This is a genomic window from Saccharothrix sp. NRRL B-16348 (assembly GCF_001280085.1).
Taxonomy (GTDB): domain Bacteria; phylum Actinomycetota; class Actinomycetes; order Mycobacteriales; family Pseudonocardiaceae; genus Actinosynnema.
Genome location: NZ_LGED01000169.1, coordinates 55,957 through 74,592, shown reverse-complemented (window position 1 = coordinate 74,592; position 18,636 = coordinate 55,957). Strand labels below are relative to the sequence as shown.

15 protein-coding genes are annotated in these 18,636 nt (G+C 72.2%); 13 read left to right on the top strand and 2 right to left on the bottom strand.

Going from position 1 to position 18,636, the window contains the following annotated elements; all coding sequences use genetic code 11:
• Positions 1-98 precede the first annotated feature (98 nt).
• From ADK67_RS16465 to ADK67_RS16425, 9 genes are all read left to right on the top strand, one after another.
• Positions 99-2,252 (top strand): amylo-alpha-1,6-glucosidase, encoded by a 2,154-nt coding sequence (locus ADK67_RS16465; RefSeq protein ID WP_053717309.1) that lies wholly within the window; start codon positions 99-101, stop codon positions 2,250-2,252.
• Positions 2,249-3,328, top strand: coding sequence for a glycosyltransferase family 4 protein (locus ADK67_RS16460; protein WP_053717308.1), 1,080 nt, complete (start codon positions 2,249-2,251; stop codon positions 3,326-3,328). Before ADK67_RS16465 ends, ADK67_RS16460 begins: the two co-directional genes overlap by 4 nt.
• Before the next feature lie 9 nt (positions 3,329-3,337).
• A complete protein-coding gene (locus tag ADK67_RS16455) occupies positions 3,338-3,574 on the top strand; it encodes a TetR/AcrR family transcriptional regulator (protein ID WP_053717307.1) in 237 nt (78 codons plus the stop codon).
• 187 nt (positions 3,575-3,761) lie between these two features.
• A complete protein-coding gene (locus tag ADK67_RS16450; RefSeq protein ID WP_053717306.1) occupies positions 3,762-5,327 on the top strand; it encodes an ABC transporter substrate-binding protein in 1,566 nt (521 codons plus the stop codon).
• Between the two features lie 13 nt (positions 5,328-5,340).
• Positions 5,341-6,297 (top strand): ABC transporter permease, encoded by a 957-nt coding sequence (locus ADK67_RS16445; protein WP_231648214.1) that lies wholly within the window; start codon positions 5,341-5,343, stop codon positions 6,295-6,297.
• A complete protein-coding gene (locus tag ADK67_RS16440; protein WP_053717342.1) occupies positions 6,297-8,270 on the top strand; it encodes a dipeptide/oligopeptide/nickel ABC transporter permease/ATP-binding protein in 1,974 nt (657 codons plus the stop codon). Before ADK67_RS16445 ends, ADK67_RS16440 begins: the two co-directional genes overlap by 1 nt.
• Positions 8,257-9,210, top strand: coding sequence for an oligopeptide/dipeptide ABC transporter ATP-binding protein (locus tag ADK67_RS16435; protein ID WP_053717305.1), 954 nt, complete (start codon positions 8,257-8,259; stop codon positions 9,208-9,210). The genes ADK67_RS16440 and ADK67_RS16435 overlap by 14 nt, the downstream gene beginning before the upstream one ends.
• Positions 9,211-9,230: 20 nt before the next feature.
• The gene (locus tag ADK67_RS16430; protein ID WP_053717304.1) at positions 9,231-11,129 is read left to right on the top strand and encodes a sialidase family protein; all 1,899 of its coding nucleotides are present in this window, start codon (positions 9,231-9,233) and stop codon (positions 11,127-11,129) included.
• Positions 11,130-11,131: 2 nt separating this feature from the next.
• Positions 11,132-12,298, top strand: coding sequence for a sialidase family protein (locus tag ADK67_RS16425; RefSeq protein ID WP_053717303.1), 1,167 nt, complete (start codon positions 11,132-11,134; stop codon positions 12,296-12,298).
• Positions 12,299-12,479: 181 nt separating this feature from the next.
• Here the strand turns inward: ADK67_RS16425 and ADK67_RS16420 are convergent, their stop codons facing one another.
• The gene (locus tag ADK67_RS16420; protein ID WP_053717302.1) at positions 12,480-14,504 is read right to left on the bottom strand and encodes a beta-galactosidase; all 2,025 of its coding nucleotides are present in this window, start codon (positions 14,502-14,504) and stop codon (positions 12,480-12,482) included.
• A gap of 92 nt (positions 14,505-14,596) precedes the next feature.
• On the opposite strand from ADK67_RS16420, the gene ADK67_RS16415 reads away from it, so the two are divergent.
• The 3 genes from ADK67_RS16415 (at position 14,597) to ADK67_RS16405 (ending at position 16,586) form a co-directional block, all read left to right on the top strand.
• Complete coding sequence (locus ADK67_RS16415) at positions 14,597-15,511, top strand: dihydrodipicolinate synthase family protein (protein ID WP_053717301.1); 915 nt, start codon at positions 14,597-14,599, stop codon at positions 15,509-15,511.
• Positions 15,512-15,521: 10 nt separating this feature from the next.
• Positions 15,522-16,253 (top strand): FadR/GntR family transcriptional regulator, encoded by a 732-nt coding sequence (locus ADK67_RS16410; protein ID WP_197289478.1) that lies wholly within the window; start codon positions 15,522-15,524, stop codon positions 16,251-16,253.
• Between the two features lie 63 nt (positions 16,254-16,316).
• On the top strand, positions 16,317-16,586 hold the full coding sequence (locus tag ADK67_RS16405) for a hypothetical protein (protein ID WP_053717300.1): 270 nt from the start codon (positions 16,317-16,319) through the stop codon (positions 16,584-16,586).
• Positions 16,587-16,607: 21 nt separating this feature from the next.
• On the opposite strand, the gene ADK67_RS16400 is transcribed toward ADK67_RS16405, so the two are convergent.
• Complete coding sequence (locus ADK67_RS16400) at positions 16,608-17,666, bottom strand: alpha/beta fold hydrolase (protein ID WP_053717299.1); 1,059 nt, start codon at positions 17,664-17,666, stop codon at positions 16,608-16,610.
• 75 nt (positions 17,667-17,741) lie between these two features.
• On the opposite strand from ADK67_RS16400, the gene ADK67_RS16395 reads away from it, so the two are divergent.
• Positions 17,742-18,635 (top strand): LysR family transcriptional regulator, encoded by an 894-nt coding sequence (locus ADK67_RS16395; protein ID WP_053717298.1) that lies wholly within the window; start codon positions 17,742-17,744, stop codon positions 18,633-18,635.
• Position 18,636 lies beyond the last annotated feature (1 nt).

Here is an 18,636-nt window from a genome sequence, read left to right as displayed (position 1 = left end):
GTCCCCCGGTGGGATGGGTGTTGTTTGCCGGACCCGAGGGGTGGCACCCGTGGTGGACCCGGTCAGCGGGAAGAAACACCCGGCGGAGGAGGCCGACGATGACCGAGGGTGGTTGGGCCTACGACGGCGAGCCCGTCGCGTTGTCACCCGACACCGTGACGCTCGTCCACGGCACGTCGTTCTGCGTCTGCGGCAGTGACGGCAACGTGGACGGCGCCGCCGCCCAGGGCGTGTTCTTCCAGGACACCCGGATCGTGTCCGGCTGGGCGTTGCGGGTGGACGGCTCGACCGTCGAGCACATCACCACGCTCACCCGCGACCCGTTCCGGATGACGTTCGTCGGCCGCGGCCGGTCGCACGCCCACGACGCCGAGAGCACCCTGCTCGTGCGGCGCGAGCGGTACGTGGGCGCGGGCATGCGCGAGGACATCACGCTGCGCAACTTCGGCCGGGAGACCGTCGCGCACGTCGTCTCGGTGCACGTGGCGGCCGACTTCGCCGACCTGTTCGAGGTCAAGGAGGGCCGGGTCCGCGAACGCGGTGGGCACCACTGCGACGTCGAGCCCGAGGAGCTGCGCCTGACCCGGCGGCTGGACGGCGAGAGCCGGGGCGTGCGGGTGCACGCCGACGGCGCCGACTACTCACCGTCCACCCTGACCTTCCGCGCGGTCATCCCGCCCAAGGGCGAGTGGTCGACGTGCGTGACCGTGCAGCCCGTCGTGGACGGCCTGACCACCGACACGATGTTCCCGCGTGAACGCCCGATCGACGAGTCCGTCCCGGTGCTGCGCGCCCGCCGGTGGCGCGAGGCCGTGCCCGTCCTGAGGTACACGGGCCAGCCGTCGTTGGCCGCGACGCTGCAGCGCAGCAGGCAGGACCTGGGCGCGCTGCGGATCTTCGACCCGGATCGGCCGTCGGACATCGCGGTCGCCGCCGGCGCGCCCTGGTTCATGACGCTGTTCGGCCGCGACTCGATCCTGGCCGCGCTGATGTCGCTGCCCATCGACCCCAACCTCGCGCTCGGCACGGTCCGGACCCTGGCCCACCACCAGGGCACGCGCGTCGAGCCGAACAGCGAGGAGGAACCGGGCCGCATCCTGCACGAGATGCGGTTCGGCGCGGACGCGTCGCTGGCCCTGGGCGGCCGCAACGTCTACTACGGCACCGCGGACGCCACTCCGCTGTTCGTGGTGCTGCTGGGCGAGTTGTCCCGCTGGGGCATCGACCGTGCCCAGGTCGAGGCGATGATCCCGCACGCCGACCGCGCGCTGGAGTGGATCGAGCAGCACGGCGACCGGGACGGCGACGGGTTCGTGGAGTACCAGCGCGCGACCGAGCGCGGGCTGGTCAACCAGGGGTGGAAGGACTCGTGGGACGGGGTGAACTTCGCCGACGGGCGGATCGCGCGCGGCCCGATCGCGTTGTGCGAGGTCCAGGGGTACGTCTACACCGCCTACCTCTCCCGGTCGTGCATGTGCGAGGACTTCGGCGACCCGGACGGCGCGCGGCACTGGCGGGCCCGCGCCCACGAGCTCAAGGCGCGGTTCAACGAGCGCTTCTGGTTGCCCGACCGCGGCTACTACGCCATCGCCCTGGACGGCGAGAAGCGCCCCGTCGACGCCCTGACCTCCAACATCGGCCACTGCCTGTGGAGCGGCATCGTGGACGAGGACAAGGCCGGGCAGGTCGCCGAGGCGCTGCTCTCGCCCGAGATGTTCACCGGGTGGGGCGTGCGGACCCTCGCCTCCGGCATGGGCGCGTACAACCCGATGAGCTACCACAACGGATCGGTGTGGCCGCACGACAACGCCCTGATCGCGCACGGGCTCATGCGGTACGGCTTCGTGGAGGCCGCGCAACGGGTCGCCACCGCCGTCCTGGACGCGGCCGACGCGTTCGGCGGCAGGCTGCCCGAGCTGCTGTGCGGGTTCGACCGCACCGAGTATCCGGACCCGATCCCGTACCCGACGTCGTGCTCGCCGCAGGCGTGGGCGTCGGCCACGCCGTTGCACCTGCTGCGCGTGCTGCTGCGGGTGGAGCCGTACGCGCCGCACCGCAAGGTGTGGATCGCGCCCGTGCTGCCCGAGCCGTTCGAGCCGCTGGCCCTCGACGGCGTGCCGATGCTCGGCGCGCGGGTCACGATGGAGGTCAACGGCGCCGACGTCCGGGTGACCGGCCTGCCCGACGACGTCGAGGTGATCCACGAGCCAGTCGGCCTGCACCCCGACCTGGACGGGGGGCGAGCCCGGTGAAACCGCTGCGCGTCGCGATGATCGCCCCGCCCTGGTTCGAGCTGCCGCCGGCGGCCTACGGCGGCACCGAGTCGATGTGCGCCGACCTGGCGAGCCGGTTGGTCGCCCGCGGCAACCACGTCGTCCTCGTCGGCGTCGGCCGCAACGGCACGGCCGCCGACTTCCGGGCGACCTGCGACCACCCGCAGTCCGACCGGATGGGGCAGGGCATCCCGGAGGTGGTGCACGCCGCCGCGCTGCCCGCCATCCTCTCCGACCTCCGCGTGGACGTCGTGCACGACCACAGCCTCGCCGGCCCGCTGCTGGCGCGCGGCCGGTCCGTGCCCACCGTGGTCACCGCGCACGCGCCCGTGACCGGGGACATGGGTCGCTACTACCGGGGCCTGAACGGCAGCGTGCACCTCGTGGCCGTCTCGAACGCGCAGCGCCGGCTCGCACCGGACCTCGACTGGGTGGGCACCGTGCACAACGGCATCGACGTCGCGGCCTTCCCGTTCCGACGGGACAAGCAGGACTTCGCGCTGTTCCTCGGGCGGGCCACGCCGAGCAAGGGGATCCCCGAGGCGATCGCCGCCGCCGCGGAGGCCGGTCTCCCGCTGCGCATCGCGGCCAAGTGCCGGGAGCCAGAGGAGCGGGAGTACTTCCGACGCGAGATCGCGCCGTTGCTCGGCCCGGGCGTCGAGTGGCTGGGCGAGGTGGACCGCGTGGTGAAGCTGGAACTGCTGACGGCGGCCCGGTGCCTGCTGTTCCCGATCCGCTGGGACGAGCCGTTCGGGCTGGTGATGGTGGAGGCGATGGCGTGCGGCACGCCTGTGGTCGCCAGCCGCCGCGGCTCCGTGCCGGAGGTGGTCGCGCACGGCGAGACCGGCTTCGTGTGCGACGACCACGCGTCGCTGGTCGCCGCGCTGCGCCGGGTCGATCAGCTGTCGGCCGACCGGTGCCGGGCCGAGGCGGTCCGCCGGTTCGACGTCGACCTGATGAGCGCCCGGTACGAGGACGTCTACCGCGCCGCCGTCGCCGAGTCGCCGCACGTGTTCGAGGCGGTGCCCGTGACGCGGACCGCCGCCGCCCGGTAGCCGGCCCGGATGTCGCGACCGGCCGTCTACCAGCACTTCAAGAACAAGGAAGAGGTGTTCCGGGCGGTGGGCGAGCGGCTGGTGGCCGAGTTGGTCGAAGCGGCCACCGGGACAGCCCTCGAACCGTCCTCTTCGGACGAGCAGGCACGTCGCCTCCGCCGGTTGGTCGACCTGGTCGCTGTCGGGCTGACCGACCGTTCGCCCCGGCGGTCGGACGGGCTGGTCGTGGCCGTGTCCGGCCCGTGACGACGGTGTTTCAGAGGCACTTCCGCGGCTCTTGACCTCTTCGCGATCTCACCCTATGGTTTTGCAGGTCATAGGACGTCCCATGTCCTACGGGGTGGTCGACTCGTCCTGGGTGAGGTACGCACAGTCAGGAGGCCCGGTGTCCAAGACTCGGCCCGGATCCGGTCAGTCATTCAGTCGGCGGGACATGTTGCGCTTCACCGGCCTCGCCGGTGCCGCCGCCGCCTTCTCGTCCACGCTCGCCGCGTGCGGCGGGCCCGCCTCGACCAATTCCACCGGTAACTCCGCCGACGAGATCACCGCGGTGATCGGCTACGGCAACAACCAGACCTGGGACCCGTTGCAGACGGCGTCGGCCTTCTCGATGGCCGCGATCCTGCACTGCTACGAGTCCCTTGTGGAAGGTGACCCGGTCAGCCGCAAGCCGTACGCGGGGCTGGCCAAGGAGTTGCCCGCCGACGTCACCGGCACCGGCTTCACCTTCGAGCTGCGCGACGGCGCGAAGTGGCACGACGGCCAACCCGTCACCGCCGACGACGTGGTGTTCACCTACGCCAGGGCGCTCGACCCGACGGAGAACGTCCTCGTCCGCACGTTCCTGGCGAGCTGGCTCAAGGAGGTCAGGAAGGTCGACGACCGCACGGTCGAGTTCGTCCTGTCCAACCCGTTCCCCTATGTGCTGCAACGGCTCCAGACCGTCAAGATCGTGCCCAAGCACGTCTTCGACGGCAAGTGGCAGGACGCGGTGACGGGCAAGGTGGTCGGCTCGGGCCCGTACAAGGTGGTCGAGCAGGCGCCGCTGTCGCACACCCGGTTCGAGCGGTTCGCCGACTACAACGGACCGCGACCGGCCGTCTACCGGAAGATGCTGTGGAACTCGATCGTGGAGGCCTCGCCTCGGGTCGCGAAGATCTCCGGCGCGAAGCCCGCCGCGCAGATCGTGGAGAACATCCCGGCGGCCAACGCCGAACAGCTCCAGAAGGACGGCCGCACGGTCGAGTTCGCCGACGGCGGCAACAACCTGTGGCTGATGTTCAACACCGCGCACGCGCCGTTCGACAACAAGCTGGTGCGCCAGGCGCTGCACTACGCGATCGACAGCGAGAAGATGATCGAGGTCGGGCTGAAGGGCAAGGGCACGCCCGGCACCTCGTTCATCAACCCCGCGATGGAGGCGTCGCAGCCCGCCGCCAACGACTTCGCCTACAACCCCGACAAGGCGCGGGACCTGTTGCGCCAGGCCGGCGTCACGGACCTGAAGGTCACGCTGTCCACGACGAACACCACGCTGGTGGCGGACTGCGTCAACGTGATCAAAGAAGGCTGGGACGCCATCGGCGTCACCACCACAGTGGACTCGCAGGACACCAAGGCGCTGTTCTCCAAGCTCGACAGCGGCTTCGACTTCCAGGTCGTCACGACCACGCAGAACGCCGAGCAGTTCGGCAACGACCCGGACCTGCTCATCCGCTACTACTACGCGGGCGCGGGCGTCGCGCCGAAGTACGCCCGGTGGACCGGCCCCGACGCGCAGGCGCTGCTGGGCCTGCTCGACCGGGCCGCCGCGGTGACCGACGAGGCCGAGCGCGACGGGTTGACCAAGCAGGCCCTGGACATGCTGTCCGACCAGGCGGTCGTGTACCCGATCGTGTTCACCCAGAACGGCACCGCGTGGGATCCGAAGGTGCTGACGGGCGTGCGTGCGCAGGGCTACCCCGGGATCAACCTCAACCAGGCCAAGCCGGTCGTCTGACGGGAGGCGTCGCTTGATCGTCCTGCGGATGCTGCTCGGCCGCGTCCTCGCCCTGGTGCCGCTGCTCCTCGGCGTCACCCTGTTCGTCTTCATCGTGATGCGGTTCTCGCCGACGGACCCGGCGCTGGCGGCGTTCGACGGCGCCAACGCCACCGACGAGCAGCTGGACCGGTTCCGGCGGGAGAACGGCCTGCTCGACCCGTTGCCCGTGCAGTACGCGCGGTTCGTCTGGCAGCTGGCGCAGGGCGACTTCGGCACGAGCGTGATCACCAAGCAGCCGGTGGCCGACATTATCACCACGGCGCTGCCGCTCACCGTCCAGCTGACCCTGATGGGGCTCGTGATCGGCATCGTCGTGTCGCTGCCGCTCGGTGTCGCGTCGGCGATCTTCCGGGACCGCTGGCCCGACCAGGTGATCCGGATCGTGTCGCTGGCCGGCGTGGCGGCGCCCGCGTTCTGGATCGCGCTGCTGCTCGTGCAGTGGCTCGCCGTCGGCGAGGGCCTGTTCCCCACCAGCGGGTACGTCAGCATGAACGACTCGTTCACCGGGTGGCTGAACTCGATGACGCTGCCCGCGGTGTCGCTGGCGCTGCCGGTGGCGGCCCAGCTGACCCGCATCATCCGCACGTCGATGGTGGAGGAGTTGGACAAGGACTACGTGCGCACGGCGCGGGGCGGCGGGCTGCCGCCGGTGGTCGTGGTGGGGCGCAACGTGCTGCGCAACGCCCTGGTCACGCCGCTGACCGTGCTCGGCCTGCGGCTCGGCTACCTGCTCGGCGGCGCGGTGGTCATCGAGACGATGTTCGCGCTGCCGGGCATGGGGCAGAACATGATCCAGGCCGTCAACGACGGCGACAGCTCGAAGGTGCAGGGCTTCGTGATCACCATCGCGGTCGGCTTCGTGCTGGTCAACCTGATCGTCGACATCCTCTACCTGATGGCGGACCCGCGCCTGCGGAGCCACTCGTGATGCGCCGCGGCCTGACCGACCGGCTGAGCCGGCCGGGTATCCGGTTCAGCCGGCTCAACGTGCCGTCGTGGCTCGCGCTGTCGGTGCTGGTGCTGCTCGCGGTGCTGGCCGCGCTGGCCCCGCTCATCACGCAGCACGACCTGTACCTGACCGACGCGAGCGTCGAGGGTCCGAGCGGCGCGCACTGGTTCGGCACCGACTCCTCCGGCCGCGACATCTTCTCCCGCCTGGTCTACGGCACCCGGTGGTCGCTCGCCATCGGCCTCGGCGCGACCGCGCTGGCGCTCGTGGCGGGCGCGCTGATCGGCGCGTTCGCGGCGACCTCGCGCCGTCGGCTGGACGAGACGACCATGCGCGTGCTGGACGTGATCATGGCGTTCCCGGGCATCGCGCTCGCGGCGGTGCTGGTGGCCGTGTTCGGGCGGGGCATCGGGGTGCTGATCCTCGCGATCGGCTTCCTCTACATGCCGTCGGTCGCCCGCGTGGTGCGGGCGAACGTGATGGCGCAGTACAGCGAGGACTACGTCGCCGCCGAACGGATCATCGGCGCGCGGCGGCCGTACATCCTGGCCAAGCACGTGGCGGTGAACTGCGCGGCGCCGGTGCTGGTGTTCTGCACGGTGATGGTGGCCGACGCGATCGTGTTCGAGGCGTCGCTGTCGTTCATCGGCGCGGGCATCCAGCAGCCCGACCCGTCGTGGGGCTCGGTGCTGGCCAACGGCAAGGAGCTGGTGCTGACCGGCGGCTGGTGGGCGACGCTGTTCCCCGGCCTGCTGATCCTCGTCACGGTGCTGGCGCTGAACGTGCTGTCCGAGGGCATCTCCGACGCGTGGGCCACGCCGTCCGCGCGCCGGGCGAAGGCCGGTCAGGCGGCGAAGGCGGTCGCCCTGACCGAGGGCGCGGTCGTGGCGGCGGAGGAGAGCACCGAGCCCGTGCTGCCGATCGCGGGGCTGCGGGAGGCCGGTGAACGGCTCGGCCGGCAGGCCCGCGACCTGTCGGGCCGGGAGTCGGTGCTGGACGTGGAGCACCTGGCGATCTCGTTCAAGGACCGGCACGACGGCGTGAACGTGGTGGACGACGTGTCGTTCACCGTGCGGTCGGGCGAGGTGCTCGGCCTGATCGGGGAGTCCGGCTGCGGCAAGTCGCTGACCTCGTTGTCGATCATGGGGTTGCTGCCGGACACCGCCCGCGTGTCGGGGCGGATCCGGTTCGCGGGCCAGGACCTGCTCGCGCTCAAGCCGCGGCAGCGGCGCCGCTACCTGGGCCACGACCTGGCGATGATCTACCAGGACGCGTTGAGCTCGCTCAACCCGGCGATGACGATCCGCGCGCAGCTCAAGCAGTTCGTCCGGCGCGGCGGCACCCGCACGCCCGAGGAGCTGCTGGAGCTGGTCAACCTCGACCCGCAGCGGACCCTGCGCGCCTACCCGCACGAGCTGTCCGGCGGGCAGCGCCAGCGGGTGCTGATCGCGATGGCGTTGTCCCGCAGCCCGAAGCTGATCGTCGCCGACGAGCCGACCACGGCGCTGGACGTCACCGTGCAGGCGCAGATCGTCAAGCTGCTGCTGCGGCTGCAGGAGGAGCTGGGCTTCGCGCTCATCCTGGTGTCGCACGACCTGGCGCTGGTGTCCGAGGTGGCCGACCGGGTGGTGGTGATGTACGGCGGGCAGGTCGCCGAGATGGGCGCGATCGCGCAGATCGTCGGCGAGCCGCGGCACCACTACACCCGCGGCCTGCTGTCCGCGGTGCTCTCGCTGGAGGAGAACCGGGAGACGCTGACCCAGATCAAGGGCGTGGTGCCCTCCCCCGCCGACTTCGCGCCGGGGTGCCGGTTCTCGGGCCGGTGCCCGGCGGCCCGCGCGATCTGCCACCGCGAGCCGCCGGTCCGGGTGGGCGACAACGTCAACCACCTCATCGCCTGCCACTTCCCCGCCGAGCGCCCCACGGAGGTGAAGGCCCATGAGCCTGCTTGAACTCGACGGCGTCCACGTCGTGCACCGCATCCGGTCGGCACGCCTGTTCGGCCACGACAACGTCTACGCGCTGACCGACGCGGACCTCGCGCTGGACGCCGGTGAGACCGTCGGCGTGGTGGGCGAGTCCGGGTGCGGCAAGTCGACCCTGGCCAAGGTGATGGTCGGCCTGCAACGCCCGACCCGGGGAACGGTGCGGTTCCGTGGCGAGCCGCTGGAGGAGCTGGGCGCGGCCGGCTTCGGCAGGCACGTCGGCATGATCTTCCAGGACCCGGCCACGGCGCTGAACCGCAGGCTGGCCGTCGCCAGGATCATCCGCGACCCGCTCGACGTGCACCGCGAGGGCACGCCGGCGCAACGCGCGGACCGCGTGCGCGAGCTGATGTCGCTGGTCGGACTGCCGGAGAGCGTCGCGGACGCGGTGCCGGGGCAGCTGTCCGGCGGGCAGCGCCAACGGGTCGCGATCGCCCGCGCGCTGGCGCTGCGGCCCGCGCTGCTGGTGGCCGACGAGCCGACGTCGGCGCTGGACGTGTCGGTGCGCGCGCAGATCCTCAACCTGCTCGTCGACCTGCGCGAACGGCTCGGCCTGGCGATGGTGTTCATCTCGCACGACATCCAGACGGTCAAGAAGATGAGCGACCGGATCGTCACCATGTACCTGGGCCGGATCGTGGAAGAGGCGCCGGCGGCGGCCGTGCCCCAGGCCGCGCACCACCCGTACATGCGCGCGTTGTTCTCGGCCACGCCGAGCCTGCTGCACGCCGTGGAGCCGATCGTGCTCACCGGCCCCGTCCCGTCCGCGACCGCGCCGCCGAGCGGCTGCAACTTCCGCACCCGGTGCTGGAAGGCGACCGAGGAGTGCGCGGCCGAACTGCCCGCGCTCGTCGACGCGGGCGGGCCCGGGCGGCACACCTACCGCTGCATCCACCCGGAGCTGTAGACCTCGTCGGAAAGGGTCACATGAGAGCAACAGCGCTGTTGTCCGCGGTGTTGACCGGGGTGCTGGCGACCAGCCTCGCCCCACCTTCCGCCGCCGAACCCGCCGACCCGGGTTCCGCTGCGCCCTACCTGCACGAACAGGTGCTGTTCAAGGCATCGCAGGAGCAGGGCTACCGGTGCTTCCGCATCCCCGCGGTGGTGCGCGCCGCCGACGGCGCGCTGCTGGCGTTCGCCGAGGGCCGCGTCGACAACTGCGGCGACACCGGCGACATCGACGTGGTGCTCAAGCGCTCGACCGACGGCGGCCGAACGTGGTCGCCCTTGCGGCTGGTGAACGAGGGCGGCGGCGACACGCACGGCAACCCGGTGCCGATCGTCGACCACACCACCGGCCGGATCTTCCTGTTCACCACCTACAACGCGGGCCGTGACGACGACGGGCCGTGCAGCGTGCCGTGCGAACGCACGCCCCACCTGCAGCACAGCGACGACGGCGGCCTGACGTGGTCGGCGCCGGTCGACGTGAGCGCGCAGGCCAAGCTGCCGGAGTGGGACTTCTGGTACGCCACCGGGCCGGTGCACGGCATCCAGCTCACCCGCGGCCCGCACGCGGGCAGGCTCGTGTTCGGCGTGTGCGGCGAGACCAGCGACGGCGGCACGGCCAAGTCGGTCGCCAACGCCGCCGCGCTCGTCTACAGCGACGACCACGGCGCGACGTGGCAGGTCGGCGCGGTGGACACCATCGGGTTCCCGGCCGGTGGGCCGTTCGGCCAGAAGCCGCAGGAGATCACCGTCACCGAACTGGTCGACGGCTCGGTCTACGCCGGTGCGCGCGAGCAGGGCGGCACGGACGTCGGCAACCGCGGCTTCGCGATCAGCAAGGACGGCGGCGAGTCGTTCAGCACGCCGTTCCAGGCGATCCCTGACCTGGTGACGCCGATGGTGCAGGGCGCGGTGCTGCGGCTGGACCGGATCGGCCGCCCCGAGCGGATCCTGTTCTCCGCGCCGGCGGACACCGACCGCCGTCGTTGGATGACGATCCGCTCCTCGTACGACCACGGTCGCACGTGGGAGTCCGCCGAGCAGGGCGCCCGGATCACCTCGGACTGGTCCGGTTACTCGGACCTGGTGCAGATCAGCGAGCCGACCGCGCGGTCGACGGACATCGGGCTGCTGTACGAGGGCGGTCCGGTCGACGCGCGCGACGAGATCCGGTTCGCCCGGTTCAACGAGGAGCACCTCGGGTGGCGCGAACCGGTCGGCCCGACCACTGCGGACGTGTCGAAGACGAACAAGGACGCCTACGCCCTCGGCGGGCCGGCCCTGGTGGGCGGGCGGTTCGGCGGGGGTCTCGCGCTGGACGGCGTGGACGACTACCTGCGCGTGCCCTACGACCCGGCCCAGCTGCCCGGTGACGGGGACCTCACGTACACCGCGTGGGTGCGTTACGGCGCGTCGAAGGGCGATCAGGCGCTGTTGTGGCTCGGAGGGATGGGCGGCACCGCGCCGCAGCTGTGGTTGCGGGCGGAACCCCGCAACCACCGGCTGATCGCCCGGATGACCACGGCCGAGGGCAGCGCGTCCGTCATGACCTCGCAGGCGTACGACGACGAGCAGTGGCACCACGTCGTGCTGCAGCGGTCCGCGGGCCGGCTGCTGCTGTGGGTCGACGGCGTGCAGGTCGCGTCCGGTCCGGCGGTCGGTGGCTCGTTGAGCCAACGGGTGGCGTTCCAGCTCCAGATCGGGCAGCGGCAGGACAACGCCCAGCGCCTCGACGGCGTGCTGGACGAGGTCCGCCTCTACACGCGTGCGCTGTCCCCGGCCGAGCTGGACCGGGTGCGGCTGACCAACTCCGCCGAGCCGGCCGGTCAGGTGCTGCGCCTGCCGCTGGACCGGATCCGCACCACCCCGGGAGGCTGACCGTGCGTTCATTCGCGTCATCGCTGCTGGCGATCGCCCTGCTGGCCGTGGTGCCGGCGCCGTTCGCCGCTGCCGCGCAGACCTGCACGTCCGTGCCGTTTGTCTCGGGCACCGAGGGTTACCACACGTTCCGCATCCCGGCGGTGGTGCGCGCCGCGTCGGGTGAGGTGCTGGCGTTCGCGGAGGGCCGGGTCGAGTCGGCGGGCGACACCGGCGCGATCCGCGTCGTGCTGCGCCGTTCGGACGACGGCGGCTGCACGTGGGGGCCGCTGTCGGTGGTGTCGGACAACGGCGACGCCACCGCGGGCAACCCGGCTCCGGTCGTGCTGCCCGGTGGTGATGTCGTGCTGCTGACCACGCGCAACGGTCGGGTCACCGAACGGGAGATCATGACGGGCGCGGTGTCGCCGGCGGACTCGCGCCGGGTGTTCGTGCAGCGCAGCTCCGACGACGGCCGCACGTGGACGCCCGAGCGGGAGATCACGTCGGTCGCGAAGCGGCCCGACTGGCGCTGGTACGCCACCGGCCCCGGGCACGCGATCGTGCTGCGGCACGGGCCGCACGACGGGCGGATCGTGGTGCCCGCCAACCACTCCGCCGCGCCGCCCGCCGGGTCGACCGACCTGGGCACGGAGGCCAAGTACTACGGCGGCCACTCGCTGATCAGCGACGACGGCGGGCGCACGTGGCGGATCGGGTTCAGCGAGGACCGCGCCGACGTCGACGTCGCGTCGAACGAGACCACGGTCGCCCAGCTGCCGGACGGCAGGCTGTACTTCAACAGCCGCAACCAGGGCGCCCTGGCGGGCCGGGTGGACGCGACCAGCACCGACGGCGGCTCCACCTTGACCGCGCCGTACCGCCCGCAGCCGACCCTGTCCGGGCCTCGGGTGCAGGGCAGTGTGTTGCAGACCGTGCGGCCGGACCTGCTGTTGTTCTCGGGGCCGGCCAATCCCACCGCGCGCCGTTCGATGGCCGTGCGGGCCAGCTCCGACCAGGGTCGGACGTGGCGGCAGGTGCACCTGCTGTCCGACCACCCGGCCGCCTACTCCGACCTGGTGCAGCTCGGTGGGTCGACCGTCGGTCTGCTGTACGAGACCGGGGTGTCGGGGTCGTACGAGACGATCACGTTCACCCGGATCCCGATGCGCGCGCTTGCGCAGCCGTGACGCCCGCGGGGTGGCCGCCCGCCGCTCGCCCGGGCGGCCACCCCGTCCCCTATCGGGTGATCTCCAAAAATGCCATCAAAGAAAACGCCGTTACGGTGGCCTTGAAACGTCGGTTGGAACAACGAGGAGCGCCGACCGACCGCCACCCCGTGCGGGCCACCACCACACCCCGACCAGCCACCTACCCCATGCGGGCCACCACCACGCCCCGACCAGCCAACTCGACCTCCGCGCCGAGCACGTCACCGGTCAGCACGTCGACCGCACCCGCCGCACCCTCCGCACCCTCCGAGCCTTCCGGCAGCCGCACCGTGACCGCGTGCTTGTTGTGGTTGAGCAGGAACAGCCACCGGCCGCCGCTCCCCCGCCGCTCGACCGCCTCGACCCCGGCCGGCAGGTCCGGCAGCACCGCCGCGACACCGGCCTCCGCGAGCGCACGGTCGAGCACGGCGGCCATCGTCGCCTCGTCCGGCCGGGTGGCGAGGTAGGTGGCCACGCCGTCGCCGAACGCGTGCCGGGTGATCGCGGGCCTGCCGGCGAGCTCGCCGTCGGCGAAGCGGTCGAGTACCTCCGCGCCGGCCGGCGTGATCCACTCCGACCAGTGCGTGCCGACGCCGCCGGAGCCGAGCGCGACCGCGCCGCCGGGCGGCAGGGGCCAGAACTCGTCCACGCCGAAGCCGAGCAGGTCGCGGAACGGCCCGGGGTAGCCGCCGAGGTGCACGCGTTCGGCGCTGTCGACAATGCCGGAGAAGAACGACATGACGAGGTGACCACCCGCCCGGACGTACTCGACCAGCCGTTCGGCGACGGCGACGTCCACCGCGTACAGGTTCGGCACCACGACCAGCCGGTACCGGCTCAGGTCGACCGACGGCGACACCACGTCGACCGCCACCCGTGCCGTCCACAGTGGACGGTAGTGCGCGAAGTCCGTCTCCTCCTGCCCCAGGTCGGCCGACGGCAGCGCGCTGCCCTGCACCGCCCACCCGCTCGACCAGTCGCTCACCAACGCCACCGGCGCGTCGACCGTGCTGCCGAGCACCGCGTCCAGCCGCCCCAGCTCGGCGCCCAGCGCGGCGGTCTCGGTGTAGGCCCGCGTGATCGGCCCGCCGTGCGGCACCATCGCCGAGTGGAACCGCTCCGCGCCGCCGCGGGACTGCCGCCACTGGAAGTACATGACCGCGTCCGCACCCCGCGCGACCGCCTGGTAGCTCCACAACCGCATCTCGCCGGGCGCCTTCGGCGCGTTGTGCGTGCGCCAGTTCACCGCGCTCGGCGCCTGCTCCAGCAACAGCCACGGCTTCCCGTGCAACGCCCGCATCCGGTCGTACATGAACGCCGCCTGGATCACCGTGTCGGGCTCGTGCGGGTCCGGGTAGGAGTCGTAGGACACCACGTCGAGGTGCGGCGCCCACTTCGCCACGTCGATCCGGTGCCACGCGCCGACGAAGTTCGTCGTCACGGGCACGTCTGGCGTGACGCGGCGCAGGATCTCCTTCTCCATCAGGTAGCACTCCAGCAGCGCGTCCGACGAGAACCGCTTGTAGTCCAGCACCTGCGCCGGGTTGAGGAACGACGGCGCGGCACGCGGCGGCAGCACCTCGTCCAGCGCCGCGTAGCGCTGCGACCAGAACGTCGTGGACCACGCGTCGTTGAGCGCGTCCACGTCGCCGTACCGCACGCCCAGCCACGAGCGGAACGCCGATGCCGACACGTCGCAGAAGCACTCCGGCACGTGGCAGCCGTACTCGTTGTTGATGTGCCACAGCGCCAACGCGGGGTGGTCGGCGTACCGGGTCGCGACCGCCTCCACCAGCCGCGCCGCGTGCTCGCGGTACACCGGGCTGGACGGGCAGTAGTGCTGCCGGGAGCCCGGCGACAGCACGGTGCCGTCCGCCCGGCGGGGCAGCGTCTCCGGGTGCCGGTGCGCGAGCCACGGCGGCGGGGACGCGGTCATGGTGGCCAGGCACGCGCCGATCCCGTTGGCCGACAACCGGTCCATCACCCGGTCGAGCCACCCGAAGTCGTAGCTGCCCGGCTCCGCCTCGACGGCCGCCCAGCCGAAGATGCCGACCGACACCATCGTCACCCCGGCGGCCTTCATCAGCGCCATGTCCTCGTCCCACACCGACTCCGACCACTGCTCGGGGTTGTAGTCGGCGCCGAACGCGAACCCGCCGAGGCGATCCCGCACCAAAGAGCTCATCGTGGTCGACCTTCCCGAGACGGTGGACATAGGACGTAGGATGTCAGGCGACCGTAGTTCCCACCGATTCCGGTCCGCAAGGGAGAACGCTCTTGACCCAGCTCGACGGTGGCGTAGTGCCACCCGTGTGCACCCCGCTGACCCCGGAACGGGAACTCGACGTCCCCTCGCTGGAGCGCCTGGCCGCGTTCCTGATCGAGGCGGGCGTGCACGGCCTGTTCGTCACCGGCTCGACCGGCGAGGTCGCCTACCTGCCCGACGACGTGCGCTACCGGGCGCTGGAGGTGGTCGCGGGCGTCGCGGCCGGCCAGGTGCCGGTGCTCGCCGGGATCATCGACACCACGACGCCGCGCGTCATCGAGCACGCCCGGGAGGCCAAGGCGTTCGGCGCGGACGCGCTCGTGGCGACCGCGCCGTTCTACGCGCCGACCCACCCGTCGGAGTTCGGCGGGCACTTCCGCGCCATCCGGGCGGCGGTGGACCTGCCGCTGGTCGCCTACGACATCCCCGCCTCGGTCGGCTCGAAGCTGCCCGCCGACGTGGTGGCCGAGCTCGCCGAGGACGGCACGCTGGCCGCGTTGAAGGACTCCAGCGGCGACCTCGACGGCCTGCGCGCCGTGCTGGAGCGCACGGACGCGTCCCGGTTCCAGTGCTACTCGGGCTCGGAGACGCTGGCCGACCTGGGTCTGTTCATCGGCGCGCACGGCATCGTGCCGGGTATCGCCAACGTCGACCCGCACGGCTACATCAGGCTCTACGATGCCGCACGCCGTGACGACTGGGACGCCGCGCGCGCCGAGCAACTGCGGCTGCGGCGGCTGTTCGAGGTGATCCACGTCGGCGGCACGCGGATGGGTCGCTACTCGTCGGCGATCGGCGCGTTCAAGGAGGGGCTGGCATGCCGTGGTGTGATCGCCTCCGCGACCACGAGCGCGCCGATGATCCCGCTGGACGACGCCGAGCGGGCGGCGGTGCGGCGGCACCTCGACGAGGCCGGTCTGCTCTAAGGTTGCGTGGATGTTGGAGGTCGTCATGACGGAGCAGCAGCCGGCCAGGCTGGTCACCAGGATGAACCGGGCCATCCGGGACGAGATCACCGGGCTGATCCTGAGCCGTCGCCTGAAGTCGGGCGACCCGCTGCCGACCGAGACCGAGCTGGTCGAGGCGCTCGGGGTGAGCCGCAACTCGATCCGCGAGGCGCTCAAGGCGTTGCAGGCGCTCGACATCGTGGAGATCCGGCACGGCTACGGCACGTACGTCGGCCGACTGTCGCTGGACCCGCTGGCGGACGGGCTGACGTTCCGCGCGCTGCACGACATCGGCCGGGACCTGCGGTCGATGGAGGAGATCGTGGAGGTGCGGGAGGCGTTGGAGGGCGCGTTGATCCGCCGGGTGGCCGCGACCATCCCGGAGGACGACCTGGCGGCGCTGGACGAGGTCACCCGGCGGATGAACGAGCGGGCCAAGGCCGGTGAGACGTTCGCCGACGAGGACCGCGAGTTCCACGAGGTGCTGTACCGGTCGTTGGACAACGCGCTGGTGACCCAGTTGCTGCGGGCGTTCTGGGACGTGTTCCACCGGGTGAACCACCGGCTCGGCGTGACCGACCCGAACCCGATGCAGACCGTGCGCCGGCACCGGGCGATCGTCACCGCGCTGCGCAAGCGCGACGTGGCGCGCGCCGAGGTGGCCATGGCCGAGCACTTCCGCAACCTCGACGCCAGGGTCGCCCAGCTGCACTCCACCTGAGCCCTGTCCCGGAAACGGCAACAGAAGTTGTCGTTTCCGCCGGACGGGGCCGACGCTGGGGCCATGACCGAACACGACGTTTCGACCGAGCACGACGCGGCGGCGGTGACCCGGGTCGGGCCACCGCCGCGGCACCACTTGGCCCTGATGATCTGGCTGGCCGTCTTCCCGACGCTCACCGTGCTGCAACTGCTGCTCGGCGACCTCCTCGACGGCGCGCCGACCGTGCTGCGGACCCTGGTCCTGGCGACGATCGCGGTGCCGATCGTCATCTACGGGCTCATGCCGCCGTTGCAGCGCCTCCGCGCCCGCCTGATCGCGCGGCGGCCATGACGGCCGGCCGGGTCGTGACGGTTAGCCGAGCCAGCGCGACACCTCCTCGATCAGCCGGTCCCGGCCGCGTTCGGCCCGGTCGAGGTGGGCGAAGTGGGTCGCACCGTCCAGGCGCACCGCCCGCACGTCCTTCGCCCGAACGAGGTCGGCGACCAGCGTGCTCACGTCGCCCTCCCGTGACCAGAAGTCGTGCTCGCCGCGCAGGACCAGCGTCCGCGCGGTGATCGTGCCCGCGTGCCAGAGCCGTCGGCCGGTCGCCAGGTGGAAGCTGTCCTTCATCGCCCCGGTCGGCGCGCGGAAGGCGGGCGGCTCGCGGTCGGCGGACGTCGGGTCGCTCGCCAGGGCGTGCTCGACGTAGGCCGCCGCCACGCGGGGGTCGCGCCACGCGGACTTGTCGGCCACCGGGATGCTCGAGTCCCAGCCGCCGAGCAGGCCCGGCCCGGTCGAGAGCCGGTACGCGCCGTGCCGGGCGTCGTCGAAGTGGCCGGGCCGTTCCGGGTCTTCGTAAACGGAGCCGCGGCCGAGCATCGGGTGGCCGTCGAGCGCGCCGTACAGGCTGTTGTGGACCACCAGGTGCTCGACCCGGCCGGGGTGCTCGCTCGCGTACCAGGCGGCCCAGTGCCCGCCGGTCGCCCAGCCGACGAGGTCGACGCGGTCGTGGCGGGTCGTCGCGCGCAGCCGGTCGACGACCGAGCCGATGTCGCGCACCACCTGCTCGCCGGTCACCGCGGGCGGGTTGGCGGACGGCGGCGCGTCGAGCGCTGCGGGACGGTCGGAGGCGCCGTAGCCGCGCGCGTCCACGATGAACACCCGGTGGCCCCGCCGCGCGAGGTCCGCCGCCAGCGACCCGCCGGGCACGGGCAGGTCGAACGACGCGACGCCGGGCACGCGCGCGCCGTGCAGCAGCAGCACCGGCCGGCCGCGTGCCGACCGGGCGGTCCGCACCTCGCGGACGCCGAGGTGGCCGGCTTCGCCACGCACCTTCCAGTCCTTGCGCACCACCTGGTCGGACGGCGGCCGGTCCGCCGGCGGCGGCGCGATCGTCGCGGCCAGGGCGAGCGTGAGGATCGTCTTCAGCATGCGGCCAGGATGCCGCCGGATCGGTCACCTAGTCTGATCGTGCACGTAATCAGTGGTGATTGATTCGGGGCCGGTATGGATCTCAAGCACCTGCGGGCGGCCGTCGCGGTCGCCGACCACCTGCACTTCGGCCGGGCCGCCGCCGCGCTGGGCGTGGCGCAGCCGCCGTTGAGCCAGACCGTGAAGGCGCTGGAGGCCGAACTCGGCGTGTCGTTGTTCCACCGCGACACCAGGAACGTCGCGCTCACCCGGGCCGGTGAGGCGTTCGTCGCCGACGCGCGTGCCGCACTGTCCATGGTGGACACGGCGGCGCGGCGGGCGCGGGCCGCGGGGCGGGGCGAGGAGGGCTCGTTGTCGATCGGCATGGTCGGCTCGTCGGTCCTGCACCCGCTGCCGATGATCATCCGCGAGTTCCGGGCGCGCTACCCCGCCGTCACCCTGTCCTTCTCCGTGCTGCCGACGGTGCCGCAGGTGGAGCAGCTGCGCACGGCGGCGCTGGACGTCGGCCTGCTCCGCCCGCCGCTGCCCGGTCCGGCCGACGACCTGGAGCTGGTGCCGGTGTCGCGCGAGCCGTTGATCGCCGTCGTGCCGAACGACCACCGCCTGGCCCGCCGGCAGCGGGTGCACGTCCGCGTGCTGGCCGGCGAACCGTTCGTCCTGTTCCCGCGCCACCTCGGTCCCGGGCTGCACGACGAGATCACCGCGCTGTGCCGGCGCGGCGGGTTCACCCCCGAGGTGGCGCAGGAGGCCGTGCAGATGCCGACCATCATCGGTCTGGTCGCGGCGGGCTGCGGGGTGAGCATCGTGCCCGGCTCGTCCGCCGCCCAGCCGCGGCCGGACGTCGCGTTCCTGCCGCTGAGCCCCACCGTGCGGCTGGTCGACCTGGCGATCGCGCTGCCGGTCACGGGCCGGTCCCCGGTGGCCGCCAACTTCACCGCCCTGGCCCGCGACCTCACCCGGCTGCGCTGAA